Origin of the sequence: Methylobacterium sp. NMS14P (assembly GCF_028583545.1) — a bacterium.
Classification (GTDB): Bacteria; Pseudomonadota; Alphaproteobacteria; order Rhizobiales; family Beijerinckiaceae; genus Methylobacterium.
The window spans coordinates 5871560-5894306 of sequence record NZ_CP087106.1 but is presented as its reverse complement, the minus strand read 5'-3'; the positions used below and the strand labels follow the sequence as shown (position 1 = coordinate 5894306).

At 72.9% G+C, this 22747-nt stretch carries 24 protein-coding genes; 12 read left to right on the top strand and 12 right to left on the bottom strand.

Features of this window, described 5'->3' with window-relative positions:
• Positions 1 to 5 precede the first annotated feature (5 nt).
• On the bottom strand, positions 6 to 485 hold the full coding sequence (locus LOK46_RS28070; RefSeq protein ID WP_273561582.1) for a hypothetical protein: 480 nt from the start codon (positions 483 to 485) through the stop codon (positions 6 to 8).
• Positions 482 to 2299: a chloride channel protein gene (locus LOK46_RS28065; protein WP_273561581.1), complete on the bottom strand. Its 1818-nt coding sequence runs from the start codon at positions 2297 to 2299 to the stop codon at positions 482 to 484. Before LOK46_RS28065 ends, LOK46_RS28070 begins: the two co-directional genes overlap by 4 nt.
• 137 nt (positions 2300 to 2436) lie before the next feature.
• On the opposite strand from LOK46_RS28065, the gene LOK46_RS28060 reads away from it, so the two are divergent.
• A complete protein-coding gene (locus LOK46_RS28060; RefSeq protein ID WP_273561580.1) occupies positions 2437 to 2865 on the top strand; it encodes a MarR family winged helix-turn-helix transcriptional regulator in 429 nt (142 codons plus the stop codon).
• Between the two features lie 55 nt (positions 2866 to 2920).
• On the opposite strand, the gene LOK46_RS28055 is transcribed toward LOK46_RS28060, so the two are convergent.
• Complete coding sequence (locus LOK46_RS28055; protein WP_273561579.1) at positions 2921 to 3940, bottom strand: polyprenyl synthetase family protein; 1020 nt, start codon at positions 3938 to 3940, stop codon at positions 2921 to 2923.
• Between the two features lie 168 nt (positions 3941 to 4108).
• Here LOK46_RS28055 and LOK46_RS28050 point away from each other — a divergent pair, with 168 nt between their 5' ends.
• On the top strand, positions 4109 to 4333 hold the full coding sequence (locus LOK46_RS28050; RefSeq protein WP_024828142.1) for a putative signal transducing protein: 225 nt from the start codon (positions 4109 to 4111) through the stop codon (positions 4331 to 4333).
• Complete coding sequence (locus tag LOK46_RS28045) at positions 4330 to 5088, top strand: tRNA1(Val) (adenine(37)-N6)-methyltransferase (RefSeq protein ID WP_273561578.1); 759 nt, start codon at positions 4330 to 4332, stop codon at positions 5086 to 5088. Before LOK46_RS28050 ends, LOK46_RS28045 begins: the two co-directional genes overlap by 4 nt.
• 21 nt (positions 5089 to 5109) lie before the next feature.
• Here LOK46_RS28045 and LOK46_RS28040 read toward each other — a convergent pair whose 3' ends face one another.
• The gene (locus LOK46_RS28040; protein WP_020090705.1) at positions 5110 to 5421 is read right to left on the bottom strand and encodes a hypothetical protein; all 312 of its coding nucleotides are present in this window, start codon (positions 5419 to 5421) and stop codon (positions 5110 to 5112) included.
• Positions 5422 to 5453: 32 nt separating this feature from the next.
• The gene (locus tag LOK46_RS28035) at positions 5454 to 6128 is read right to left on the bottom strand and encodes a hypothetical protein (RefSeq protein WP_056531636.1); all 675 of its coding nucleotides are present in this window, start codon (positions 6126 to 6128) and stop codon (positions 5454 to 5456) included.
• Positions 6129 to 6879: 751 nt separating this feature from the next.
• Here LOK46_RS28035 and LOK46_RS28030 point away from each other — a divergent pair.
• The 3 genes from LOK46_RS28030 to LOK46_RS28020 are packed head-to-tail and all read left to right on the top strand — an operon-like array spanning position 6880 to position 8442.
• The gene (locus LOK46_RS28030) at positions 6880 to 7677 is read left to right on the top strand and encodes a heme ABC transporter permease (RefSeq protein ID WP_273561577.1); all 798 of its coding nucleotides are present in this window, start codon (positions 6880 to 6882) and stop codon (positions 7675 to 7677) included.
• 10 nt (positions 7678 to 7687) lie between these two features.
• The gene (ccmD, locus tag LOK46_RS28025; protein WP_273561576.1) at positions 7688 to 7831 is read left to right on the top strand and encodes a heme exporter protein CcmD; all 144 of its coding nucleotides are present in this window, start codon (positions 7688 to 7690) and stop codon (positions 7829 to 7831) included.
• Positions 7828 to 8442 carry a DsbE family thiol:disulfide interchange protein gene (locus LOK46_RS28020; RefSeq protein ID WP_273561575.1) on the top strand — a complete coding sequence of 205 codons (615 nt, stop codon included), beginning with the start codon at positions 7828 to 7830 and terminating at the stop codon, positions 8440 to 8442. Before ccmD ends, LOK46_RS28020 begins: the two co-directional genes overlap by 4 nt.
• Before the next feature lie 4 nt (positions 8443 to 8446).
• Here LOK46_RS28020 and LOK46_RS28015 read toward each other — a convergent pair whose 3' ends face one another.
• Positions 8447 to 9061 (bottom strand): septation protein A, encoded by a 615-nt coding sequence (locus LOK46_RS28015; protein WP_273561574.1) that lies wholly within the window; start codon positions 9059 to 9061, stop codon positions 8447 to 8449.
• A 131-nt stretch (positions 9062 to 9192) separates the two neighbouring features.
• Positions 9193 to 10593 (bottom strand): signal recognition particle-docking protein FtsY, encoded by a 1401-nt coding sequence (gene ftsY, locus LOK46_RS28010; RefSeq protein ID WP_273561573.1) that lies wholly within the window; start codon positions 10591 to 10593, stop codon positions 9193 to 9195.
• A gap of 57 nt (positions 10594 to 10650) precedes the next feature.
• Here ftsY and LOK46_RS28005 point away from each other — a divergent pair, with 57 nt between their 5' ends.
• The gene (locus tag LOK46_RS28005) at positions 10651 to 11325 is read left to right on the top strand and encodes an RluA family pseudouridine synthase (RefSeq protein WP_273561572.1); all 675 of its coding nucleotides are present in this window, start codon (positions 10651 to 10653) and stop codon (positions 11323 to 11325) included.
• 189 nt (positions 11326 to 11514) lie between these two features.
• Here LOK46_RS28005 and mtaB read toward each other — a convergent pair whose 3' ends face one another.
• Complete coding sequence (gene mtaB, locus LOK46_RS28000; protein ID WP_273561571.1) at positions 11515 to 12741, bottom strand: tRNA (N(6)-L-threonylcarbamoyladenosine(37)-C(2))-methylthiotransferase MtaB; 1227 nt, start codon at positions 12739 to 12741, stop codon at positions 11515 to 11517.
• Positions 12741 to 13628, bottom strand: coding sequence for a diaminopimelate epimerase (gene dapF / locus LOK46_RS27995; protein WP_273561570.1), 888 nt, complete (start codon positions 13626 to 13628; stop codon positions 12741 to 12743). The genes mtaB and dapF overlap by 1 nt, the downstream gene beginning before the upstream one ends.
• 195 nt (positions 13629 to 13823) lie before the next feature.
• On the opposite strand from dapF, the gene LOK46_RS27990 reads away from it, so the two are divergent.
• From LOK46_RS27990 to tam, 5 genes are all read left to right on the top strand, one after another.
• Entirely contained in the window at positions 13824 to 14591 is a 768-nt protein-coding gene (locus LOK46_RS27990) for a GyrI-like domain-containing protein (RefSeq protein ID WP_273561569.1), read from the top strand.
• A 311-nt stretch (positions 14592 to 14902) separates the two neighbouring features.
• Positions 14903 to 15664 (top strand): endonuclease III domain-containing protein, encoded by a 762-nt coding sequence (locus LOK46_RS27985; RefSeq protein WP_273561568.1) that lies wholly within the window; start codon positions 14903 to 14905, stop codon positions 15662 to 15664.
• Between the two features lie 93 nt (positions 15665 to 15757).
• Entirely contained in the window at positions 15758 to 16822 is a 1065-nt protein-coding gene (gene trpS, locus LOK46_RS27980) for a tryptophan--tRNA ligase (RefSeq protein ID WP_273561567.1), read from the top strand.
• A complete protein-coding gene (locus tag LOK46_RS27975) occupies positions 16819 to 17520 on the top strand; it encodes a haloacid dehalogenase type II (protein WP_273561566.1) in 702 nt (233 codons plus the stop codon). Before trpS ends, LOK46_RS27975 begins: the two co-directional genes overlap by 4 nt.
• A 22-nt stretch (positions 17521 to 17542) precedes the next feature.
• Complete coding sequence (tam, locus tag LOK46_RS27970; protein ID WP_273561565.1) at positions 17543 to 18385, top strand: trans-aconitate 2-methyltransferase; 843 nt, start codon at positions 17543 to 17545, stop codon at positions 18383 to 18385.
• Here tam and LOK46_RS27965 read toward each other — a convergent pair.
• The 3 genes from LOK46_RS27965 to ilvC all read right to left on the bottom strand — a co-directional run bounded on the left by LOK46_RS27965 (position 18351) and on the right by ilvC (position 22746).
• The gene (locus LOK46_RS27965; RefSeq protein WP_273561564.1) at positions 18351 to 20426 is read right to left on the bottom strand and encodes a methyl-accepting chemotaxis protein; all 2076 of its coding nucleotides are present in this window, start codon (positions 20424 to 20426) and stop codon (positions 18351 to 18353) included. The two genes, tam and LOK46_RS27965, sit on opposite strands and share 35 nt — an antisense overlap.
• Positions 20427 to 20659: 233 nt before the next feature.
• Positions 20660 to 21313: a pyridoxamine 5'-phosphate oxidase family protein gene (locus LOK46_RS27960; RefSeq protein WP_273561563.1), complete on the bottom strand. Its 654-nt coding sequence runs from the start codon at positions 21311 to 21313 to the stop codon at positions 20660 to 20662.
• Positions 21314 to 21726: 413 nt separating this feature from the next.
• Positions 21727 to 22746, bottom strand: a complete 1020-nt coding sequence (gene ilvC, locus LOK46_RS27955) for a ketol-acid reductoisomerase (protein ID WP_273561562.1) — start codon at positions 22744 to 22746, stop codon at positions 21727 to 21729.
• Between the last annotated feature and the right edge of the window lies 1 nt (position 22747).

The following is a 22747-nucleotide window of genomic DNA, read 5'->3' as shown; positions in this document are numbered from 1 at the left end:
GGCGGTCAGCCGGGCTCCGCCGCGTAGACCGTCACGACGCCGCCTGCCTCCGGCACCATCACGCGCCAGCGGCGCGCCCGCGGCAGGTCGCCGGGATCGACCGCGCTGGCCCGACCGGTGCCGACATCGAAGGTCGCGAGCCGGCCGTCCGAGATGCGTCCGCGCAGATACGCGCGGCCGTCGCCGAGGTGGAGCGCGGCCGGAGCGGCGGTGACGCCGAGGGCGACGTCCGCGAGGGCGCCGCTCGGCGCCAGGACGGCGCCCGGCAGCGCCAGCACGTCGGCCTCGCTAGCGATCTCGGACGCGACCCGCAGGTGGCCGTCGACCGCGTGACGGCGGTTCAGCAGCAGGGCCTCCCGACGTCCCTCGCGCAGCACGACGAGGGCGAGATCCGGCCCGTCCTGGCCGGCGATCAGGTAGACGCTGCCCGGCTCGAGCCGATCGAGGCGGGTGGTCCGGCCGGGACGGTGCAGGTCCAGGGTCATGCTTCCATCCGCGCGCGCCGCTCACCCCGCCCCCTCCGGTAGAACGCGCGGCGCTCGGCTTCGGATCGCACCACGGTGGCGCGCACCTGGAGCAGGTCCTTGCGGGTCAGGAGTCCGACGAGGCCGCCGGTGCGCGGATCGGTGACCGGCAGGCGCCCCTGCCCGGCCGACAGCATCACGTCCAGAGCGTGCGAGACCACGTCGCCCGGATGGACGACGGCGAGATCGGCGTCCGAGACGCGCTCGCCGAGGGTGCCCGCCTCGGTCTCGCCGTCGCGCTCCTCCAGGGTCCAGCGCAGGGCGTCGCTGCGCGAGACGAGGCCCACGGGCCGGCCCGCGCCGTCGACCACCGGATAGGCGTGGTGGGCGCCGGTCTCGATCGCCGCGAGGGCGTCGGCCAGGGGCAGGTCCGCGTCCAGGGTCTCGACCGTGCGGGTCATGACCGCCTCGACCCGGGCGAGATCGTAGGGATCGATCCCGTATTCCCGGGTCACGTGCTGCCCGCGCCGGGCGATCTTCTCGGTCAGGATCGAGCGCTTGAGCAGGAGCACGGTCACCGCGTAGGCCGCCATGGTGGCGGCGAGCAGCGGCGCCAGGGCGGCGACGTCGCCGGTCACCTCGACGGCGAAGACGACGCCGGTCAGCGGCGCCGGCAGGGTGCCGCCGAGCATCGCCGCCATGCCGATGAGCGCCCAGAAACCGTGGGCGCCGGGCAGGAGGAGGCCGATCAGCCAGCCGACGGCGCCGCCGAGGATCAGCAGCGGCGCGAGCACGCCTCCGGACGTGCCCGACGACAGGGCGGCGAGCCAGATCACCGCCTTCACCACCAGGATCAGCACGACGGCGCTCGCCAGCATGTGGCCGGAGAGCAGGTCGTGGATGACGTCGTAGCCGACGCCGAGCGCCCGGGGCTCCACGAGGCCGCCCAGCCCGACCACGACGGCGCCGAGGGCGGGCCACCACATCCAGTGGAGGGGCAGCCGCCCGAAGCCGTCCTCCAGCGCGTAGAGCGCCCGGGTCAGCGCGCCCGAGATGAGGCCACAGGCGACGCCGAGCAGCGCGCAGGCGGGCAGCCCCCACCAGGGCAGGACCGGATTGTCGGCGAAGGGGAAGAGCGGGCCGGCGCCGAACAGGGCCGGCCGCCAGCAGGCCGCCGTGACCGCCCCGACGGTCACCGGGACGAGGCTCCGCGGCCGCCACTCGAACAGCAGGACCTCGACGGCGAGGAGCACGGCCGCCACGGGCGTGCCGAAGATGGCGGTCATGCCCGCCGCCGCGCCCGCCACCAGCAGGGTCTTCCGCTCGGCGGCGCTGAGATGGAAGAACTGGGCGAAGAGCGAGCCGACCGCGCCGCCGGTCACGATGATCGGTCCCTCGGCGCCGAACGGGCCGCCGGTGCCGATCGCCACCGCCGAGGAGAGCGGCTTGAGGACGGCCACCTTGGGCGACATCCGGCTGCCGCCGATCAGGATCGCCTCCATCGCCTCCGGGATCCCGTGGCCGCGGATCTTCTCCGAGCCGTAGCGCGCCATGGCGCCGACGATCAGCGCGCCGATCACCGGGACCACCACCATCCAGGGCCCCGGCGCCGCGCCGGCCAGGGAGGTCAGGGCGGTGTCGAGCCGGCCGTACCAGACGAGATTGGTCACGAGGCCGATGAGCGTGAGCAGGATCCAGGCGGTGCCGCTCGCGGCGGTCCCGGTGACGATCGCCATGCCGGCCAGCGTCAGGACCCGCCGGTCCGCGCTGAAATCCCCCAGCGCCCGGCGCGACGGCCTGCCCGCCCCGCTTCCGCTCTCAGTCCCGCCGATCATGCAAGCCTCCTTTCCTCACCACCGCATTTATGTCGTGATCCGATATATTCCGCAATGGCTCGGCCATTGCGAGTCGGGCTCGGCCCGCCGATACGGGGCACCGTCGGCGGCTCACGGGACGGACCACGGAGGCGACCATGGAGAGCGATGCCCCCGGAACGGGGGCGCTGTCGCGGGAGCAGTACGCGGCGCTCGCGGATTTCCGCTTCCGTCTCCGCCGTTTCCTGGCGTTCAGCGAGGCTGCGGCGGCCCGGGCGGGGCTGCCGCCGCAGCAGCATCAGGCCCTGCTGACGCTGGCGGGCCATGCCGGGCGCGCGCCGGCCACGGTCGGCCTGCTGGCCGAGCAGCTGCTGATCGCTCCCCACAGCGCGGCCGAACTGGTGTCCCGCATGGTCGAGGCCGGCCTGCTGACCAAGACGCGGGCCGTCACGGACCGGCGGCGGAGCGAGTTGTCCCTCACGCCGCGCGCCGAGGCCCTGCTGCGCACCTTGACGGACGCGCATCTCGCGGAGCTGCGCGACCTCGCCCCCGCCCTCACCGAGGCCCTCGGGCCCGTGGCGCGTTGAGGTCTGCGCGGGCGGGAATCGGCGGCTGTCGACGCGTGCGCCGTGCGGCCGCGCCTCAGCGCGCCCGCGCCACGCAGAACTCCACGGCCCCGAGCAGCGCCGCCTTGACGGGCCCGTCCGGGAAGATGTCGAGGGCGGCCCGGGCCTCGGCGCCGTAATGGTGGGCGCGGGCCACGGTCTCCTCCAGGGCGCCGTGGCGCTGCAGGAGGTCGAGGGCGGTCTCCAGGTCGGTCTCGCCGATCTCGCCCTGCTGCAGGGTGCGCCGCCAGAAGCCGCGCTCGCCCTCGCTGGCCCGGCGATAGGCCAGCACGATCGGCAGGGTGATCTTGCCCTCGCGGAAATCGTCGCCGACGTTCTTGCCGAGCTCGGCCGAGGTGCCGCCGTAGTCGAGCACGTCGTCGATCAACTGGAAGGCGATGCCGAGATTCATCCCGTAGGACCGGGCGGCCGCCTGCTCGGCCTCGGGGCGCCCGGCGAGCACCGGCCCGACCTCGCAGGCGGCGGCGAACAGCTCGGCGGTCTTACCGCGGATCACCGCCAGGTAGGCGGCCTCGTCGGTCTCCAGGTTCTTGGCGTTGGTGAGCTGCATCACCTCGCCCTCGGCGATCACCGTGGCGGCGGCCGAGAGGATGTCGAGCGCCCGCAGCGAGCCGACCTCGACCATCATCCGGAAGGCCTGGCCGAGCAGGAAGTCGCCGACCAGCACGGAGGCCTCGTTGCCCCACTTGATCCGGGCCGCGACGCGGCCGCGGCGCATGTCGCTCTCGTCGACCACGTCGTCGTGGAGCAGCGTGGCGGTGTGCATGAACTCGACGCTGGCGGCGAGCTTCACGTCGCCGTCGGTCGCGCCCGCGTAGCCGCAGAGCCGGGCGCAGGCCAGCGTCAGGATCGGGCGCAGGCGCTTGCCGCCGGAGGCGATCAGATGGTTGGCGACCTCGGGGATCATCGCCACGTCCGATCCCGTCCGCGACAGGATCGTGGTGTTGACCCGCGCCATGCCGTCGGCCACCAGCGCGACGAGGTCGTTGAGCCCCGCCTCCGCCTCGGGCTTCGGATTCTCGATGGAGAGGGCCATACCCAAGATCCGTGACCTCCAGACCGGTCGCCCCTCAAGGGGCGGGCGATCCCTTCGCACGCGCCCCGCGGCGCCGCAACATCGTCGCCGGCCGGATATGGGGTGTCGCCAGCGCGGACCTCACGCGACGAAACCGCCGATCCCCGCCCGCTCCGGGGCCGCGCCGCGATGATCGAGCTGATCCGGGCCAACGACGTCGTGCTGATCGGATTCGCCCGGTCAATCCTCGAGGCGGCCGAGATCCCGGTCCTCGTGGCCGACAGCCACATGAGCCTGATGGAGGGGTCGATCGGCGTCTTCGGCCAGCGCCTCCTGGTGCCGCGCGACCACGAGGCCCAGGCCCGCCGCCTGCTGACGGATGCCGGCATCGCCCACGAGTTGCGCCAGCCGTGACGGCCGAGGCCGACAGCGGGACCGATCCCTTCCTCGGCGGCCGCCTGCGCCTGCACCAGCCGCCGCGGGGGGCGCACCGCGCCGGGACCGACGCGGTGCTGCTCGCCCGGCTGCTCGCGCCGCGGGCCGGCGACCGGCTCTGCGACGTCGGCGCCGGGACCGGCGCCGTCGGCCTCGCCTGCGCGGCCCTGGCGCCGGGCCTCCGGCCGACCCTGGTCGAGCGCGACCCGGCGCTCGCCGGGCAGGCCCGCGCGAACGCGGCCCTCAACGGCATCGACGCGCAGGTCCTGGTCGCCGACGTGCTGGCGCCCGCGGCGGAACGCCGCGCCGCCGGTCTGCTGCCGGACAGTTTCGACGTGGTGCTCACCAACCCGCCGTTCTTCGCCGCCGGCGGCCACCGCGCCTCGCCGAACCCGGGCCGCGCCGCCGCCCACACCTTCGCGGGCGGCGATCTCGACACCTGGATCCGGACCTGCACGGCGATCCTGCGGCCCGGCGGCCGGCTCGGCCTCATCCACCGGGCGGACGCCCTCCCGGCCTGCCTCGACGCCCTCCGGGGGCGCTACGGCAAGCTGGCGATCCGCCCGGTCCATCCCCGCGGCGACGCGCCCGCGATCCGCGTGCTGATCGCGGCGACCCGCGGCAGCCGCGCCTCACCGAGCCTGCTGCCGCCCCTCGTCCTGCACGGCGCCGGCGGCGCCTTCACCGACGAGGCCGAGGCGCTCCATCGCGGCGCGCCCTGGCAGGCGCCCTGACCGGCGCCCTGAAAGACCGAATCACGCCGCGAGGGCGGCGGGCTCGGCGTCGCGGATGCCGAGGAACCGCTCCACCTCCGGCAGGTCCGGGAAGGCGAGGAATTCCGGGCGCAGCGGCTCGGGCAGCCCCTCGAAGTTGAGGCCCGGGAACGTGTCGGGATGCGGGTAGAGCTGCCAGGCCGCGCCGGGCTCGACCGGGGGGAACAGGATCGCGACCTTCTCGGCACCGAGGCGGACGATCCGCGTCGGGCTGTAGGACAGCGTCTCGATGCTCCAGCCGTGGTGGGAATCCCGGCGGGCCTTCATGGTGCGGCGGCTCGTCGCGCGATGCATGGCGGTCTCCTTCGGTGGGGTGGAAGCGGGGTTCAGGCGGCGCTGCGGCGACCGGCGCGCTTCGGCCAGCCGAGCGCCACGAGGCGGGCCTTGGCGTAGTCGCGTACCTCGTCGCGGGTGCCGGGGGGCATCGTCGCGAGGACGGCCTGGGTGGCGCCGTCCAGCATCAGGTCGGTGACCGCGTTGATGGTCTCGGCCTCGTCGATGCGGCGCTTGAGGTCACCCTCGGCCTCGGTGACCTCGTCGAAGGCGGGCGCCTCCTCGAAATCCTCGTCGACGGCCCGGACCGGGACCTGGTGGGCCCGGAACTCGTCGGCCTCCTCCTCGGAGTAGACGAGGCCGTGCAGCTCGATGAGCTTGAGGATGACGCGGTCCTTCCCGCGCTTCTCGGCCATGGCGTAGACGTAGGCCGCCTGCTTGCCCGAGACGCGGTAGTTCACGTTGACCAGCGCCTCGCCCATGGACCACTCGACCCGCTCAGTCCCGGGCTTCGCGCCGGGCAGCCGGCCGGTGACCAGGATCACGGCCTCGTCGCGCTCGGCCCGGATGACGGTCGGCGGCTCGAAGACGATACCGGCCTGGGCGGCGATGCGCTCCAGGGTCTTGTGGTAGATGACGGCGGTCCCCTGGACGCGCCAGACGTTGCCCCCGAAGGGCTCGCCGTAGCGGACGAGGATGTCGGCGATCTGCTTGTCGGCGGTTCGCATGGGGCGCTCGTTCCGTCAGGATGAGGTCGCGTCGTCCACAGGTTTTATCGGGGACGCTCTTTCGTTCTCTTTTTGTTCACATCTATATGCGCAATCCGCCCGCGATGCGCAAGGCTCGGGCGCGAGAACCTGCGGCTGCGGACGTGCGTCATTGTCGGACGCGCGTCATCGTCCCCGCGCATCAGTGGCGCCGGGGTATGGCTCCGAACGCCGCGAACAGGCGCGGTCAGGAAGCACAAATAGGAACAATGCCAGGATCGGAGCGCCGTGGGACGTCTCCGCGCGTGAGTGCGGGGCGCGGGTCCCCTCTCCCGTGCGGGAGAGGGACAGGGTGAGGGATCAGGCCTGTCCGGACGTGGCTCGACGCGGACGCGCGGCGAGGATCTCGCCGATCCGGAGGCGTCCTGTCCCTCACCCCAGCCCTCTCCCGCACGGGAGAGGGGGCACGGCGCGGATGTCCCGACCGGAGACGCTCGCCGTCCGGACCATCGCAGCACGATCGGGAGCGGCACGAGAGCCGCCGTCGGAGCCGGATCCCGGCAGGTCGGCGCGCCGGGATCACGCATCGTCCCCGTCTCGGGGCTCCGGGCTCGCCTGCGCCCCCCCCGGAACGACGGGGTAATCGTCGGCGCGTCCGGCCCGGCGGGCGACCACATTCCGGCGACCCCGCCGCCTGCGCCGCCGGCCCGCATTGTTGCTGCACCGCACCCTAGGCTAGACCGCTTCCACGATGTCCGAGACAGCTGCCGCGATGACGCCTTCCCTCTGGACCCGCCTGTCGAACCCCAGCCACTTCATGCGGTGGTCGGGGGCGCTCGTGCCGTGGCTGACGGCACTGTCCCTCGGTGTCCTGGCCCTGGGCCTGTACCAGACCTTCTTCGTGGTGCCGCCCGACTACCAGCAGGGCGAGACCGTGCGGATCATGTACATCCACGTGCCGGCGGCCTGGCTCGGCGTGTTCTTCTACGGCGCGATGAGCGTGTCGGCGATCGGCACCCTGGTCTGGCGCCACCCGCTCGCCGACGTCGCCCAGCGCGCAGCCGCGCCGATCGGGGCCGCCTTCACGCTGATCTGCCTCGTGACCGGCTCACTGTGGGGCAAGCCCATGTGGGGCACCTACTGGGTCTGGGACGCGCGCCTGACCTCCATGCTGATCCTGCTGCTGATCTACTGCGGCATCATCGCCCTGTGGCGTACGCTGGAGGATCCGAACCGCGCCGCGCGCGCGGTGGCGATCCTGACGCTGGTCGGCGCCGTGAACCTGCCGATCATCAAGTTCTCGGTGAACTGGTGGTCGACCCTGCACCAGCCGGCCTCGATCCTGCGCGTGGGCGGCTCGACCATCGACCCCTCGATGCTCCACCCGCTGCTGGTCATGATCGGCGCCGCGACCCTCGGCGGGGTGACGCAGCACCTCTACGCGATGCGCACCGAGATCATGCGCCGTCGGGTGCGGACGCTGACGATCCGCGAGGCCGAGCGCCTCGACCGCGCCCAGCCGCGCCTCACCCCGACACCGGCCACGATGCCGGTCGGGCAGCCGGTCTAGGAGGACCGCGATGGATCTCGGGTCTCACGGCGGCTTCATCCTGGCCGCCTACGCCTTCACGGCGGTGGTGATGGTCGCCCTCGTGGGCAACGCCCTGCGCGACCGCCGGGCGCAGCGGCGCGCCCTCAAGGGCTTCGGCGAGGACCGGCGATGACCGCGCCCCTCGACGACGCCGCCGGCCGGACGCCGCCGGTCCGCCGCTCGCTGCTGCTGATCCTGCCGGCGCTCGTCTTCGCGGCGCTCGCCGCCGTGCTGTTCCTGCGCCTGCGCTCCGGCGCCGACCCGGCCGCCCTCCCCTCCGCGATGATCGGCAAGCCGGTCCCGCGCTTCGACCTGCCCGCCGTGCCGGGGCTGACCGCCGACGGCGCGCCCGTGCCCGGCCTGTCGAGCGCGGACCTCAAGGGCCAGATCACGGTGCTGAACGTCTTCGCCTCGTGGTGCGCTCCTTGCCAGGTGGAGCACCCGATGCTGATGCGGCTGGCGAAGGAGCCCGGCATCCGGCTCGTCGGCATCGACTACAAGGAGCCGAACCCCGAGGCCGGCCAGCGCTTCCTGACCCGGCACGGCGTGCCGTTCAGCGCGGTGGGCGCCGATGCCGGCGGCCGGGCGGCGATCGATTTCGGCGTCTACGGCGTGCCCGAGACCTTCATCATCGGGCCCGACGGCGTGATCCGCGACAAGCTCGTCGGCATCCTCACGCCGGAGAACTTCGCGAGCGTGCTCGCGCGGATCCGCGCCGCCGGGAAGGTGGCGGCGGCACAGTAGGCTGTCACGCCTCCGGCTGCACCTTCTTGCGCTCGTAGCGGGTGAGCAGCGGCGTCTGCGCGAGGGCGAACAGCACGGTGATCGGCATGATGCCGAACACCTTGAAGTTGACCCAGAAATCCTCCGTCTGCGTCCGCCAGACCAGTTCGTTGAGCGCGGCGAGCACGAAGAAGAACACGCCCCAGCGGAAGGTGAGCTTGCGCCAGCCCTCCTCGGTGAGGCTGAACATCGAGTCGAGCACCACCGACAGCAGCGAGCGCCCGAAGACGAGGCCGCCGAGCAGCACGGTGCCGAACAGGGCGTTCACGATGGTCGGCTTGACCATGATGAAGGTCTTGTCCTGCAGCGCCAGGGTCAGGCCGCCGAACACCACCACCACCACGCCGGACACGAGCGGCATGATCGGCAGGCGACGCACCATCACGTAGTGGATCGCCAGCGCCGCCACGGTCGCCGCGATGAACACGCCCGTGGCAACGAACAGCTTCTGGTCCGGGGCGACGCCGAACTTCTCGGAATAGGCGTTGCCGAGGAAGAACAGCACCAGCGGCCCGAGTTCCAGCGCCAGCTTCACGAGCGGCGGCAGGTGGCGGTGCGGGGGGACGGATTCGATCTGCATACGCTCGGTTGGCTCGGCTGCGGCGCTCACGGTAGGCTGCGAGCGTCGGACGGGATTCGCCGGGGTGTGTGTAACGCGGAGCGCGCGATGTCCATGACATCGCGCACCAAAGATCGGCGGGCGGCCGCGTCCTAATCCTTCTCCAGCCCGGCGATCGCCCGGGCGAAGTCGCGGGCCGCGAAGGGCTCCAGATCCTCCACGCCCTCGCCGACGCCGATGAAGTGCACCGGCAGGCCGAACTTCGCCGCCAGTGCCACCAGGATGCCGCCCCGGGCGGTGCCGTCGAGCTTGGTCATCACCAGGCCCGTGACCGGCGCGGCCTGCGAGAACAGCTCCACCTGGCTGAGCGCGTTCTGGCCGACCGTCGCGTCGAGGACGAGGAGCGTCGCGTGCGGCGCCTCCGGGTCCTGCTTGCGCAGGACGCGGACGATCTTCTCCAGCTCGGCCATCAGCCCGGCCTTGTTCTGGAGCCGGCCGGCGGTGTCGATCAGCAGCACGTCGGTGCCGGCGGCGCCCGCCTGCTTGAGGGCGTCGAAGGCGAGGCCCGCCGCGTCCGCGCCCTGCGCGCCGCTCACCACCGGCGTGCCGGTGCGCGCGCCCCAGACCTTGAGCTGATCGATCGCGGCCGCCCGGAACGTGTCGCCGGCCGCGAGCATCACGGTGCGCCCCTCCGCCCGCAGCTTCGAGGCGAGCTTGCCGAGCGTCGTGGTCTTGCCGGCGCCGTTCACGCCGACGGTCAGGATCACGTACGGCTTCCGGCTCGCGTCGACGGCGAGCGGCACCGCCACGGGCTCCAGCGCGCGCTCGACCTCCGCGGCCAGGATCGCCCGGACCTCGTCGGGCGAGATGCCCTTCTCGTAGCGGCCCTTGCCGACGGCCTCCGAGACCCGCATCGCGGTCTCCAGGCCGAAATCGGCCTGGATCAGCGCGTCCTCCAGGTCCTCCAGGGTCGTGGCGTCGAGCTTGCGCTTGGTGAACAGGCCGGTGACGCGGTCGGACAGGGCCGAGGAGGTCCGCTTCATCCCCGAGGTGAGGCGGCTCCACCAGCCCTTCGCCTCCGGCTCGCGGTCCGGCCCGGCGCCGGCGTCGTGGGCGAGGGCCGCGGCGCTGTCGACAGGCTGGATGTCGGGCTGAACGTCGGGTTGGATCTCGGGCTGGATTTCGGCAGCCGGCTCGACCACCGGCTCCCGGTTCACGTCGCCGGTGTCGACCGGGTCGGCGCCGTGCGCGGGATCGTCGCCGGCGGTGCCGGCCGGCGGGCGCTCCGGCTCGCCCTCCACGGGGAGCAGGTCCGCGCCCTCGACCGCGTCCGGGACCGGCTCCCCGGTCTCCTCGGGCGGCAGCGGGACATGCGCGACATCCTCCGCGGCGGTGGCGAAATCCGGCTCCCCCTCGGAGGGCGAGGCCGCCCCGGCCGGCAGCTCGGCCTCGGGCTTGTCCTCGGGCTGGTCCTCGGCTCTGTCCTCGGGCGCGGGCTGGCCTTTGCGCCCGAACAGGCGGCCGAACCAGCCGGGCTTCTCCTCGCTCGCCATGAAATCGCGTCCTCGCCCCACCTTGCCCCGCCGACACCGACCCTCTAGCCGATCCGGATGTCCAACGCCTTCGACATAGGCGCGCGCCTCCTCTACCGCGATGCCCTGCTGCTCGTCATCGACAAGCCGGCGGGTTTGCCGGTCCATCCGGGCCCCCGCGGCGGCGAGACGCTCACCGACCACCTCGACGCCCTCCGGTTCGGCCTGCCCCGCCGCCCGGAGGCCGCGCACCGGCTCGACCGGGACACCTCCGGCTGCCTCGCGCTGGGCCGCCACGCCAAGGCGCTGGCGCGGCTCGGGAAGCTGTTCTCCGGCAGCGCCGTCGACAAGACCTACTGGGCGATCGTGGCCGGCGGGCCCGCCGAGGAACAAGGCAGCATCGACCTGCCGCTGGCCCGCCGCTCGGACGATCCGCGCTCGTGGTGGATGAAGGCCGACCCCGCGGGCGACCCGTCGCTGACGCACTGGCGGGTGCTCGGCCGCGCCGGGGGGCGGACCTGGCTGGAGCTGAAGCCGGTCACCGGCCGGACCCACCAGCTCCGGGTCCACTGCGCCGCCTCCGGCTGGCCGATCCTGGGCGACGCGGTCTACGGCGGTGCGCCCCGCGGGAGCGCGCTGCACCTCCACGCGCGGGCGCTGTCGATCCCGCTCTACCCGAAGCGCGACGCGATCGCCGTGACGGCGCCGCCGCCGCCGCACGTCGCCGAGGCCGTCGCGGCGATGTCGGCCTGAGCCGCGGCGCCATCCGGCGCGGGGCGACGGCGCCCGCCTCCGTGCCGCGGACAGGCGACGAGGTTCGCGCACGTCCGGTGGCGAGTACCGGCAGCGACAGAGCGCGACGTGCCCCCCTCTCCCGCACGGGAGAGGGGACCCGCGCCACGGTCGGCCACGCAGGCCCGGTCTCGACGGGATCGCGTGGCACTAGGCCCCGATGAGCCGCGCGCCGTCGTGGCCGGCGATGGCGACGGTGTGGAACGTCCCCGCCTCAGCCGCGCCCGGCAGCCGCACCGCGGTGAAATCCGGACTCCGCCCGACGCCCCCGCGCTCCGCCAGCACCGTGAGGCGGCGGCCCACCTGCGCGTCGAGGTGCCGGCCCACGGCGTCGGCGCCGGCCGCCCGCAGCCGCGCCGCCCGCGCGCGGACCGCCTCGGCGGCCACCGGCGGCATGCGCGCGGCCGGCGTCCCGGGGCGCGGGGAATAGGGGAAGACGTGCAGGTGCGTCAGGCCGCATTCCGCCACGAGGTCGAGGGAGCGGGCGAACTGCGCCTCCGTCTCGGTCGGGAAGCCCGCGATCAGGTCGGCGCCGAACACGATGTCGGGCCGCAGCCGCCGCACGGTCTCGCAGAAGCGGATCGCGTCGGCGCGCAGGTGCCGGCGCTTCATGCGCTTGAGGATCAGGTCGTCGCCGGCCTGCAGCGACAGGTGCAGGTGCGGCATGAGCCGCGCCTCCTCGGCGATCGCCGCCAGCAGGGCGTCGTCGGCCTCGACGGAATCGATCGAGGACAGGCGCAGGCGCGCGAGGCCGGGCACCGCCCGGAGGATCGCCCGCACGAGACCGCCGAGGGACGAGGCCGGGCCGGCGAGGTCGCGGCCGTAGGCGGTCAGGTCGACGCCGGTCAGCACCACCTCGCGCCCGCCCCGCGCCACGATCGTCCCGACCTGCGCGATCACGTCCGCCTCCGGCACCGAGCGGGAGACGCCCCGCCCGAACGGGATCACGCAGAAGGTGCAGCGGTGGTCGCAGCCGTTCTGCACGGGCACGAAGGCGCGGGTGTGCCCGGCGACCGCCTCGACCCGCGTCGGCTCGGCCGCCCGCGCCGCCATGACGGCGCCCGGACCGGTCGCGGCCGCAGACCAGCCCTCCGGCCGCAGCTTCTCGGCGTTGCCGACGAGGCGCGCGACCTCCGGCATGGCCGCGTAGGCCTCCGTCTCGACCTCGGCACCGCAGCCGGTGACGACGATCTCGGCGCCGGGCCGCTCCCGGGCGATGCGCCGGATCGCCTTGCGGGCCTGCCGCCCGGCCTCGGCGGTCACCGCGCAGGTATTCACCACCACGCGGTCGCGCCCGTCCGCCGCCGCGTGGGCCCGCAAGGCCTCGGACTCGACGGTGTTGAGGCGGCAGCCGAAGGTGAGGGTCTCGACCGCCATCAGGCCGCGCTGTCGAACAGCTCCGGCGCCAGGGTGCCCTCGGCGACGAGCGCGACCGGGCCGGTCATCAGGACGTGGTCGTCGGCGCGCCACTCGACGAACAGCTCGCCGCCCGGCAGCGCGACGCTGGCCTGCCGGCCGATCATCCGCAGGCGCGAGGCGGCCACCACGGTGGCGCAGGCGGCGGTGCCGCAGGCGAGCGTCAGCCCGGCCCCCCGCTCCCAGACGCGGAGCTTGATCGTCTCGCGGCCCGTCACCTGCGCCACCGAGATGTTGGCGCGCTCCGGGAACAGCGGGTGGTTCTCCAGCATCGGGCCGATCCGGGCGAGGTCGAAGCTGTCCGGATCCTGCTCCACGAAGAACACCGCGTGCGGGTTGCCCATGTTCACGGCGCCCGGCGAGTGCAGGATCGGATCGTCGATCGGGCCGATCTGCAGCTCGATCCGCCGCGTGTCGGGGAACGGCTCGGACAGGGGAATCTCGTCCCAGGCGAGCCGCGGCCGGCCCATATCGACCGTGAAGGCCCGCTCCGAGACGCGGCGCACGCCGAGCAGGCCCGCCTGGGTCTCGAGGGTGAGCCGGCCGCCCTCGGCCGGCCGGGCCATGGCCGGGTCGTCGAGCATCGCGTAGGCGACGCAGCGCGTGCCGTTGCCGCAGGCGCCCGATTCCGAGCCGTCGGTGTTGTAGATGCGCATGAACGCGTCCGTGCCCGGGCTCACGGGATCGTGCAGGACCATCAGCTGATCGAAGGTCGAGCCGGGATCCCGCGCGATCGCCCGCGCCTCCTCGGGCCGCACTCTCGCGGCGGAGCCGCGCAGGTCCAGCACCACGATCGCGTTGCCGGCGCCGTGCATCTTCAGGAAGCGTCTGTGGGCGAGTGCGCTCATGCGGTCCCGCGGTTGGAGGGGGGCGCGGGCTATATCGCAAAAGCCGCCGGCCGGCGCGAGGGGTGCCGCGGCGTGGCAGATGCGCCGCACCCGCGGCTCTCGTCCGCGGCGCCCTCGCGGGCCGTCCCGTTCGCCACTAGGTTACCCGGCGGGAGCCCGCGCGATCATCCGCGGGCCTCGACCGGAGCGCCCTACGTGATCCGCCTTCGTCCGCTCGTCGCCCTCTCGGCCGCCCTCGTGCTCGCGTCGGGCGGCCCGATCGCCGCCCAGCAGCAGCCCGCGCCGCCGCCCTCCACGGCGCCCGCGCCGGCCCAGACGAACCCGCTGCCGACCACGACGGCGCCGAACCCGGTGGCCGATCCGGACAAGAGCGCGGCCCCGGCCCCGCAGCAATCGGTGGCGCCCCCGCCCGCGGGCCAGTCGGCGGTGGGAGCGCCCCCGGGCACCGCCGCGGGATCGGCCGCCCGGCCGACACTCATCGACAAGGCCGGCGAGCCCGGCGACGTCGACGAGGTCACCCTCCCGGCCAAGCCCACCGCGATCCTGTCCGGCAAGACCAAGTGGGAGGAGGCCGTCCCGAACCTGAAGCAGGCCTTCGCGCGGATCGAGGCCGACCTCGCCAAGCTCGGCGTCGCGCCCGCCGGCCGGCCGCTCGCGGTCTTCACCCGCACCGACGACGACGGTTTCGAGTTCGAGGCGATGATCCCGGTGGCGGCCGCGCCGAGCCCGGCACCGGCCGAGAGCGACGGCCTGCGCTTCGGCACGACGCCCTCCGGCAAGGCCTTGCGCTTCGCCCACAAGGGCTCCTACGAGTCGATCGACAGCACCTACGAGACGCTGACCGCCTACCTCGACGCCAAGGACATCGTCGTGCAGGACCGGTTCGTGGAGGAGTACGCCACCGACCTCAAGGACAGCACCGACGACAACCTCGACGTGAACATCTTCGCGCTGGTGAAGTAGTCGGCCGGCGCGGCGTCCCCACGCGACTGCCACGACCGCTTCGGGACCGTGCGCGGGTCCCCTCTCCCGTGCGGGAGAGGGACAGGGTGAGGGGCATGCGGCTTCCCGACAGGGCACGCGCGTCGACGGCGCGCTATGGCCCGAAGCGCCCGGTCCCTCAGCCCAGCCCTATCCCGCCCGGGAGACGGGGCGGGTCGCGCGTTACCGCCGGCCGTGTTCTCCGCCCGAGGCGTGCGAACCCGGGAGGCGGACAGATCGCCGCTGCCCCGCCACGGCAGGAACAGGGGCGTCGGCTCGCGGATTCGCCCGACATGCCCGCCGCCGACCTCAGAACCGCGACCGTCCCGCGCCCGCGCCGCAAGCCGGCCCCCGCCGTCACGGACCCGGCCCTCGCCGAGAAGGCGCTCGCCGTCCACGCCCGGCTCTGCCCGGTCTACGGCTGCCCGATCCCGTACTTCCACAGCCTGGATCCGGTCAGCGAACTCGTCTCCTCGCTCCTGTCGCACCGGACGCGCAACGCCGAATCCGGTCGGGCCTTCAAGGCCCTGCGGGCGCGCTTCCCCGACTGGGAGGCGGTGATCGACGCGGACGTGCCGGAGATCGAGGCCGCCATCGCGGGCGTGACCTGGCCGGAGCTGAAGGCGCCGCGCATCCGCGACGTGCTCCGGGCGCTGCGCGACCGGTGCGGCAGCCTCGACCTCGCCTTCCTGGCCGACATGGAGGTCGAGGCCGCGCGGGCGTGGCTGCAGGCGATCCCGGGCGTCGGGCCGAAGACCAGCGCGGCGGTCCTGTCCTTCTCCACCCTGCGGATGCCGGCCCTGCCGGTCGACAGCCACCATCACCGGGTGGCGCAGCGCCTCGGGCTGATCGGCAAGACGGTCGATGTCGGCCCGTCGCACCCGATCCTGCGGGCGCAGCTCCCCGCCGACTGGAGCGCGCAGGATCTCTACGACAATCACGAGATCCTGATGCTGCACGGCCAGAAGGTCTGCCATCATCACCGCCCGGCCTGCGGGCGCTGCGTGCTGGTCGACCTCTGCCCCAGCGCGAGGCTGCCCACCCGCGAGCCGTGAGCGTGTCCTTGACCATTCCGGTCTACGGGTGCGAGTAACCCCGCGCCCGGACGGCGCGGAGCCCCGGTCTTCCCTTGCTCAGGATCGGCGCCGATGGCCGCGTTCACCGAATTGGTCTTCTCGGGCGTCCAGCCCACCGGCAATCTGCATCTCGGAAACTATCTCGGAGCGGTGAAGCGCTTCGTGGAGATGCAGGAACGCGACGCGCAGTGCCTGTACTGCGTCGTCGACCTGCACGCGATCACCGTCTGGCAGGATCCCGAGGCGCTGCGCGGCCAGATCCGCGAGGTCACGGCCGCCTTCCTCGCCGCCGGCATCGATCCCAAGCGCTCGATCGTGTTCAACCAGAGTCAGGTGCCGCAGCACGCCGAGCTCGCCTGGGTGTTTAACTGCGTCGCCCGCCTCGGCTGGCTGAACCGCATGACCCAGTTCAAGGAGAAGGCCGGCAAGGACCGGGAGAACGCCTCGATCGGCCTCTACGATTACCCGGTGCTTATGGCCGCCGACATCCTGGCCTATCGGGCGACGCACGTGCCCGTCGGCGAGGACCAGAAGCAGCACCTGGAGCTGACCCGGGACATCGCCCAGAAGTTCAACACCGATTTCTCGGGGTCGATCGCGGCGCACGGCCACGGCGACGCGTTCTTCCCGATCACGGAGCCGCTGATCGGCGGCCCGGCCGCCCGGGTCATGTCGCTGCGCGACGGCACCAAGAAGATGTCGAAGTCGGACCCGTCGGACAACGCCCGCATCAACCTCACGGACGACGCGGACGCCATCGCCCAGAAGATCCGCCGGGCCAAGACCGATTCCGAGCCCCTGCCCTCCGAGGTAGCGGGCCTGAAGGAGCGGTCGGAGGCCGACAACCTCGTGGGGATCTACGCGGCGCTGGCCGGGATCACCCGCGAGGACGTGCTGCGCGATTTCGGCGGGGCGCAGTTCTCGACCTTCAAGCCGGCGCTGGCCGACCTCGCGGTGACGAGCCTCGCGCCGATCGCCGAGGAGATGCGTCGCCTGACCGCCGATCCCGGCCATATCGACGCCGTGCTGGCCGACGGCGGCGCCCGGGCCGAGACCATCGCGGCGCAGACCCTCGACGCGGTCAAGGACATCGTCGGCTTCGTCCGGCGTGGTCCGAGCCTCCAGGCGGTGCGGTGACCGTCCGGGCGCTGGTCTTCGACGTCTTCGGGACGCTGGTCGACTGGCGCTCCGGCGTCGCGCGCGAGGCCGCGCGGCTGCTCGCGCCCGTCGCGCCGAACCTCGATGCCGGCGCCTTCGCGGACGCGTGGCGGGCCCGCTACAACCCCTCGATGGAGACGGTGCGCTCCGGTGCCCGGCCCTACGTCGACCTCGACACGCTCCAGGCCGAGTCGCTGCCCGACGTGCTGGCGCAGTTCGGCATCGCGGGCGTCTCCGAGGCCGTGCAACGCGAGCTGGTCCAGGCGTGGCACCGGCTCGACGCGTGGCCCGAGGTGCCGGACGCGCTGCGGCGCTTGCGCGCGAAGCACCTCCTGGCGCCGAACTCCAACGGCCATGTCCGGCTGATGGCCGACCTCGCGCGCCGCAACGGCCTGATCTTCGACGCCATCCTCGGCGCCGGCTACTCCCGCGACTACAAGCCGAAGCCGGCGCTCTACCGCGACGCCGTCGCGGCCTTCGGTTTCGCGCCGGCGGAGACGATGATGGTCGCCGCCCACTCGAACGACCTCGCGGCGGCGGCGGGCCACGGGCTCGCCACAGCCCACATCGCCCGCCCGCGCGAGCACGGCCCGGCCGGCGGCGAGACCGCGCCGACGGTGCCGGTCACCCACGCGGCGCGGGACCTGGCGGAACTCGCCGACCGGCTCGGCTGCTGAGAGCTGTCCACGGAAGGGTGCCATGGCCGACTGGAACCCCGCCCTCTACACCCGCTTCGAGGACGAGCGGACGCGGCCGGCGGCCGAGCTCCTCGCCCGCGTGCCCCTCGACGCGCCGCTTCTGGCCGTCGATCTCGGGTGCGGCCCGGGCAACTCCACCGCGCTGATCGCGGCGCGCTACCCGGACGCGGAGGTGATCGGCCTCGACACCTCCCCGGCGATGCTGGAGAGCGCCCGCGCCCGGCTGCCCGGCCTCGCCTTCGCGCTGGCCGACGCCGCGACCTGGCAGCCCGCGCGCGCGCCGGACCTGATCTACGCCAACGCCGTGCTGCAATGGCTGCCGGACCACGCGACCCTGCTGCCGCGGCTGTTCGGTCTCCTCGCCCCGGGCGGCGCGCTCGCCGTGCAGATGCCCGACAACCTCGCCGAGCCGACCCACCGCCTGATGCGCGAGGTCGCGGCGTCCGGCCCCTGGGCGGCGGCGATCGGCGACCCGGCCGTGGCCGGCCGCCTCGGGCGGATGCTGGAGCCCGCGGCCTACTACGACCTGCTGGCGCCGTCGGCCGCCGAGGTCGATGTCTGGCGCACCGCCTATCACCACCGCATGGCGGATGCCGCCGCCATCGTGGACTGGGTCAGCGCCACGGGTCTGCGGCCCTTCCTCGACCCGCTGGATCCCGAGCACCGGTCCGGCTTCCTGGATGCCTACGCGCGCGCGATCGACGAGGCCTACCCGCCGCGCGGCGACGGCCGGCGCCTTCTCGCCTTCCCGCGGGTGTTCATCGTCGCCCGGAAGGCTCCGCAGCGCGCGGACGCCCGCCCGATTGTCCTCAGGCCGCGCGCACCGTTCCGAGGAAGCGGCTGACCTCCGCCCGGAGATGCTCGGACTGACGCGACAGGTTCTCGGACGAATCCAGCACCTGGCCGGCGGCCGAGCCGGTCATGTCGGCCGCGTCGGCCACGCGGGCGATGTTCGCGGTCACCTCGCCCGTGCCGGCGGCGGCCTGGGTCACGTTGCGGACGATCTCCTGGGTCGCCGCGTCCTGCTGCTCGACCGCGGCCGCGATCGTCGTGGCGACGCCGCTGATCTCGTCGACGCGCGACGTGATGCTGCCGATCGCCGAGGCCGCCTGCGCGGTCGAGGCCTGGACGCGGGAGATCTGGCCCGCGATCTCGTCGGTGGCCCGCGCGGTCTGGCCGGCGAGCGCCTTCACCTCGGCGGCCACGACCGCGAAGCCCCGGCCGGCCTCGCCGGCGCGGGCCGCCTCGATCGTGGCGTTGAGGGCCAGCAGGTTGGTCTGGCCCGCGATGCCGCTGATCAGCGCCACCACGTCCCCGATCTTCATCACCGCCGCACTCAGGTCCTCCACCAGCCGCACCGTGCCCCCGGCCTCGTCGGCCGCGGCCCGCGCGAGCTGCGCGGATCCCCGGACCTGGCGCCCGATCTCCTGCACGGAGCTGCCGAGCTCCTCGGCCGCCGAGGCCGCGGCCCGGACGTTGGAGGCGGCCTCCTCGGCCCCGGCCGCCACGGTGGTCGACTGGCCCGCGGTCTCTGAGGCCGTGGCGGCCAGCCCCTTGGCCGTGGCCTGCAGCTCGGTGGCCGCGTTCGTGACCGTCTCGACGATGCCGCCGACCGCCTGCTCGAAGCTGTCGGCCAGGTCCGCCGTCACCCGCTTGCGATCCCGGTCGGCCGCGGCCTGGGCCTCCGCCCGCGCCCGGGCGTCGGCCTGCGCCTGCGCCCGCAGGCCGTCGCGCAGCTTCAGCACGGCCCGCCCGACCAGCCCGACCTCGTCGCGGCGCCGCGCCTCGGGCACGTCCGCCCCGTAATCGCCCGCCGCCATGTCGCCGATGGTCCGGCCGAGCGCGCGGATCGGCTCTCCGACGAGGCGGTGGAGCGCACCGAAGACGACCGCGCACCCGATCAGCACGCAGAGGACCGAGATGCCGATCAGCATGGCGCGCGCCTGATCGGCGGCGGCCGTGAGCGTCGCCACCGGCACCGCGACGACGATGGCCCACCGGTCGGGCGTCTCGCCGGCCTGGATATGCTGCGCCACGTACCGCCACGGCGCCCCGTCCGGGCCCGGCGCGTCGGTCACCACCGCGGCTCCCGCGGCGATCGCCTGCTTGGCCGCGTCGGCCGCCGACGCGTCGAAGCCGTGCATCGGCTTCCCGGCCGCAGCGCCGGTCGGGTGCGCGACGGTCGTCCCGCTCGCCGAGATCACCGCGAGATAGCCGGTCCCGAACGGCTTCACCGCGCCGAGCGCGGCATTCAGGGAGCCGAGGTCGATGTCGACGCCGGCGGTGCCGCGATACGCGCCATCCACGCTGATCGGCGCGCCGAACGACATCATGACGACGTCCTTGCCGGCCACCGGGTAGATGTAGGGTTCGATGGCCACCAAGCGGTTCAGCGTCTTCGGCTGAAGGTAGTAGGCGCCGTCCGGCTCGGTCTCGTAGCCGGTGAGAACCTCCCGCTTGATCGTGCCGCTGCCGCGGTTCCAGTAGGGCATGAAGCGGCCGCTCGCGTCCGAGGAGGCCGTGCCGGCGAACGCGCGGTCGCGCCCGTCCAGTGCGTTCGGCTCCCAGCCCGTCCAGGTCGCGATCAGGTCGGGGTTGGCGCGCAGGAGCTCGCGCAGCATCGCGTCGTAGACCGCGCGGTCCTGGATCCCGCCGGCGCGCAGCGCCGAGGCGGCCGCCGCGAGACTCTCGGCGGTCCTGGCCGCCACGGCGAGGCGAAACCGGACCTCGCGCGCCTCGTTCGACAGCGTCTCCGACTGCATCCTGGCCGTCTGCTCCTCGAAGGAGGCGTTGATCCGGCGGGCCAGAAAAGTCGTCCCGACCGCGAAAACCGCAGCGATCAGGACGCTACAGGTCATCGCGACGCGCAGCGGGAGCGAAAACATGATTTCTAGGGTCCGTACAGAGATGATCCCGAAAGATCTTGCACGAGATCTAACGGTCGACCCCTACACCGTCAAGAAATTTTGAAAATCTGAGCAATCGAGCGCAAATATTGCGGCACATCACTACGAAGCACGGATGAAATGTACTTGAGATCAACTCATGCAATGAAAATGGGAATTCCGCGCCGTCACGCACCGGCCGCCCCGCTCCGCGGGGCGGCCGGAACGGACCGTCAGGCCTCGCCGCGGGCGACCAGCGCCTCGTACTCGGAGACTTCGAGCTTGCCTTCCTGGGCGACGCGCGCCTTGTCGGCGTCGCTGATCACGTCGCCCGCGAGGTCGAGCCGCTTCCAGGCAGCCAGCGGGGTCTCGCGACCGGGACGCGGCACGTACTTGTTCTGCTCGAGCTTCTGGTACTTGTGAATGTAGCGCGGGCAGTTGATCCAGATCTTGGTGACCGCGACCTTCACCAAGTACTTGGCCTCGGTGTACTCGGCCATGAGGGCGTCGTCCCGGAGCAGCGACGCGCGGCCCTGCACGCGGATGCGGTGCGGCGTCTCGAAGTCGATGAACAGCAGGCCGACCTTGGCCTGACCCTCGATGTTGCCCATCGAGTAGAACATGCCGTTGCCGTCGAAGCCCGGGAACACCAGCGTGCTGGCGTCGAGCACCTTCACGAAGCCCGTAGGACCTCCCTTGTAGGAGACGGTCGGCATGCCGTCCGGGTCGACGGTCGAGAGGAAGAACATGTCGCGGGAGCCGATGAAGGCGGCCTCGTCCGGCTGCACGCTCTCGTGGACCCAGTCCTCGTCGAGGCGCACGGCGAGCTTGGTGGTGCCGAACTCCTCCTGCAGCGCCCGGTGCGCGTCGGAATAGAGCGATGCCATGGGTGTCCTCTCCGCTTGCCGGTCCTCGTCCGGGTGGGACCGCTGCGGGGCTTATGGCCGGGAACGATCGCCTTCAGCAACCGGGGATGCGGGCGGCCCATCGCGCCTGCCCTCACGATGATGGGGCGGTCTCAGGGCCCACCCGCGCGCGCCTTCACGCGCGCCTTTCCCCGACCGGTGGAGCGACAGCGGAACCTGATCCGGGATCCGGCACACGAAGGGTCGCGCAGCGGTACCGATTGCTCCGCGTGGACGCTTCGCGACATCTCGCGCCGGATCCCGGTTCGCATCCCGCCGACGCTCCACGCGCCCGGGAATGGGCGGGCCACGCCGAACAGAGAGGGCCCGGCCACGCCTTCGCATGACCGGGCCCCGAGCGGCCGAGCGATGCCCGGCCGCGCCGTCGCAGAAGATCAGTTGCGGGTCTTGTCGACCAGCGCCTTCTCGGAGATCCACGGCATCATGCCGCGGAGCTTGGCGCCGACCTCCTCGATCGGGTGGGCGGCGAGCTTGGCGCGGGTCGCCTTGAACGAGGTCTGGTTGACCTTGTTCTCCAGCATCCAGTTGCGGGTGAAGGTGCCCGACTGGATGTCGTTCAGCACGCGCTTCATCTCGGCCTTGGTCTCGGGCGTCACGATGCGCGGGCCGGTGACGTACTCGCCGTACTCGGCCGTGTTGGAGATCGAGTAGTTCATGTTGGCGATGCCGCCCTCGTAGATGAGGTCGACGATCAGCTTCACCTCGTGGAGGCACTCGAAGTAGGCCATCTCGGGGGCGTAGCCCGCCTCGACCAGGGTCTCGAAGCCGGCCTTGATCAGCTCGACGAGGCCGCCGCAGAGCACGGCCTGCTCGCCGAACAGGTCGGTCTCGCACTCCTCCTTGAAGGTCGTCTCGATGATGCCGGCGCGGCCGCCGCCGTTCGCCGAGGCGTACGACAGGCCGAGATCGTGGGCGTTGCCCGAGGCGTCCTGCGCGATGGCGATCAGGGTCGGCACGCCGCCGCCGCGGAGGTACTCGGAGCGCACGGTGTGGCCGGGGCCCTTCGGGGCGACCATCAGGACGTCGAGGTCCTTGCGCGGCTCGATCAGGTTGAAGTGGACGTTGAGGCCGTGGGCGAACAGCAGCGCGGCGCCCTGCTTCATGTTGCCCTCGAGGAACTCGCGGTAGATGTCGCCCTGCAGCTCGTCGGGAGTGAGCATCATCACCACGTCGGCCCACTTGGCAGCCTCGGCGACCGACAGGACCTTGAAGCCCTCGTGCTCGGCCTTCTTGGCGGTGGCGGAGCCCTCGCGCAGCGCGATGACGATGTCCTTCACGCCGGAATCGCGCAGGTTGAGCGCGTGGGCGTGGCCCTGGCTGCCGTAGCCGACGATGGCGACCTTCTTGCCCTTGATCAGGTTCAGGTCGGCGTCGCGATCGTAATACACCCGCATG

Bases quoted from the DNA above. Each gene is read 5' to 3' on its own strand.
- LOK46_RS28070 (WP_273561582.1), bottom strand. From the start codon at position 485: ATGACCCTGGACCTGCACCGTCCCGGCCGGACCACCCGCCTCGATCGG.
- LOK46_RS28065 (WP_273561581.1), bottom strand. From the start codon at position 2,299: ATGATCGGCGGGACTGAGAGCGGAAGCGGGGCGGGCAGGCCGTCGCGC.
- LOK46_RS28060 (WP_273561580.1), top strand. From the start codon at position 2,437: ATGGAGAGCGATGCCCCCGGAACGGGGGCGCTGTCGCGGGAGCAGTAC.
- LOK46_RS28055 (WP_273561579.1), bottom strand. From the start codon at position 3,940: ATGGCCCTCTCCATCGAGAATCCGAAGCCCGAGGCGGAGGCGGGGCTC.
- LOK46_RS28050 (WP_024828142.1), top strand. From the start codon at position 4,109: ATGATCGAGCTGATCCGGGCCAACGACGTCGTGCTGATCGGATTCGCC.
- LOK46_RS28040 (WP_020090705.1), bottom strand. From the start codon at position 5,421: ATGCATCGCGCGACGAGCCGCCGCACCATGAAGGCCCGCCGGGATTCC.
- LOK46_RS28035 (WP_056531636.1), bottom strand. From the start codon at position 6,128: ATGCGAACCGCCGACAAGCAGATCGCCGACATCCTCGTCCGCTACGGC.
- LOK46_RS28030 (WP_273561577.1), top strand. From the start codon at position 6,880: ATGACGCCTTCCCTCTGGACCCGCCTGTCGAACCCCAGCCACTTCATG.
- ccmD (WP_273561576.1), top strand. From the start codon at position 7,688: ATGGATCTCGGGTCTCACGGCGGCTTCATCCTGGCCGCCTACGCCTTC.
- LOK46_RS28020 (WP_273561575.1), top strand. From the start codon at position 7,828: ATGACCGCGCCCCTCGACGACGCCGCCGGCCGGACGCCGCCGGTCCGC.
- LOK46_RS28015 (WP_273561574.1), bottom strand. From the start codon at position 9,061: ATGCAGATCGAATCCGTCCCCCCGCACCGCCACCTGCCGCCGCTCGTG.
- ftsY (WP_273561573.1), bottom strand. From the start codon at position 10,593: ATGGCGAGCGAGGAGAAGCCCGGCTGGTTCGGCCGCCTGTTCGGGCGC.
- LOK46_RS28005 (WP_273561572.1), top strand. From the start codon at position 10,651: ATGTCCAACGCCTTCGACATAGGCGCGCGCCTCCTCTACCGCGATGCC.
- mtaB (WP_273561571.1), bottom strand. From the start codon at position 12,741: ATGGCGGTCGAGACCCTCACCTTCGGCTGCCGCCTCAACACCGTCGAG.
- dapF (WP_273561570.1), bottom strand. From the start codon at position 13,628: ATGAGCGCACTCGCCCACAGACGCTTCCTGAAGATGCACGGCGCCGGC.
- LOK46_RS27985 (WP_273561568.1), top strand. From the start codon at position 14,903: ATGCCCGCCGCCGACCTCAGAACCGCGACCGTCCCGCGCCCGCGCCGC.
- trpS (WP_273561567.1), top strand. From the start codon at position 15,758: ATGGCCGCGTTCACCGAATTGGTCTTCTCGGGCGTCCAGCCCACCGGC.
- tam (WP_273561565.1), top strand. From the start codon at position 17,543: ATGGCCGACTGGAACCCCGCCCTCTACACCCGCTTCGAGGACGAGCGG.
- LOK46_RS27965 (WP_273561564.1), bottom strand. From the start codon at position 20,426: ATGTTTTCGCTCCCGCTGCGCGTCGCGATGACCTGTAGCGTCCTGATC.
- LOK46_RS27960 (WP_273561563.1), bottom strand. From the start codon at position 21,313: ATGGCATCGCTCTATTCCGACGCGCACCGGGCGCTGCAGGAGGAGTTC.
- ilvC (WP_273561562.1), bottom strand. From the start codon at position 22,746: ATGCGGGTGTATTACGATCGCGACGCCGACCTGAACCTGATCAAGGGC.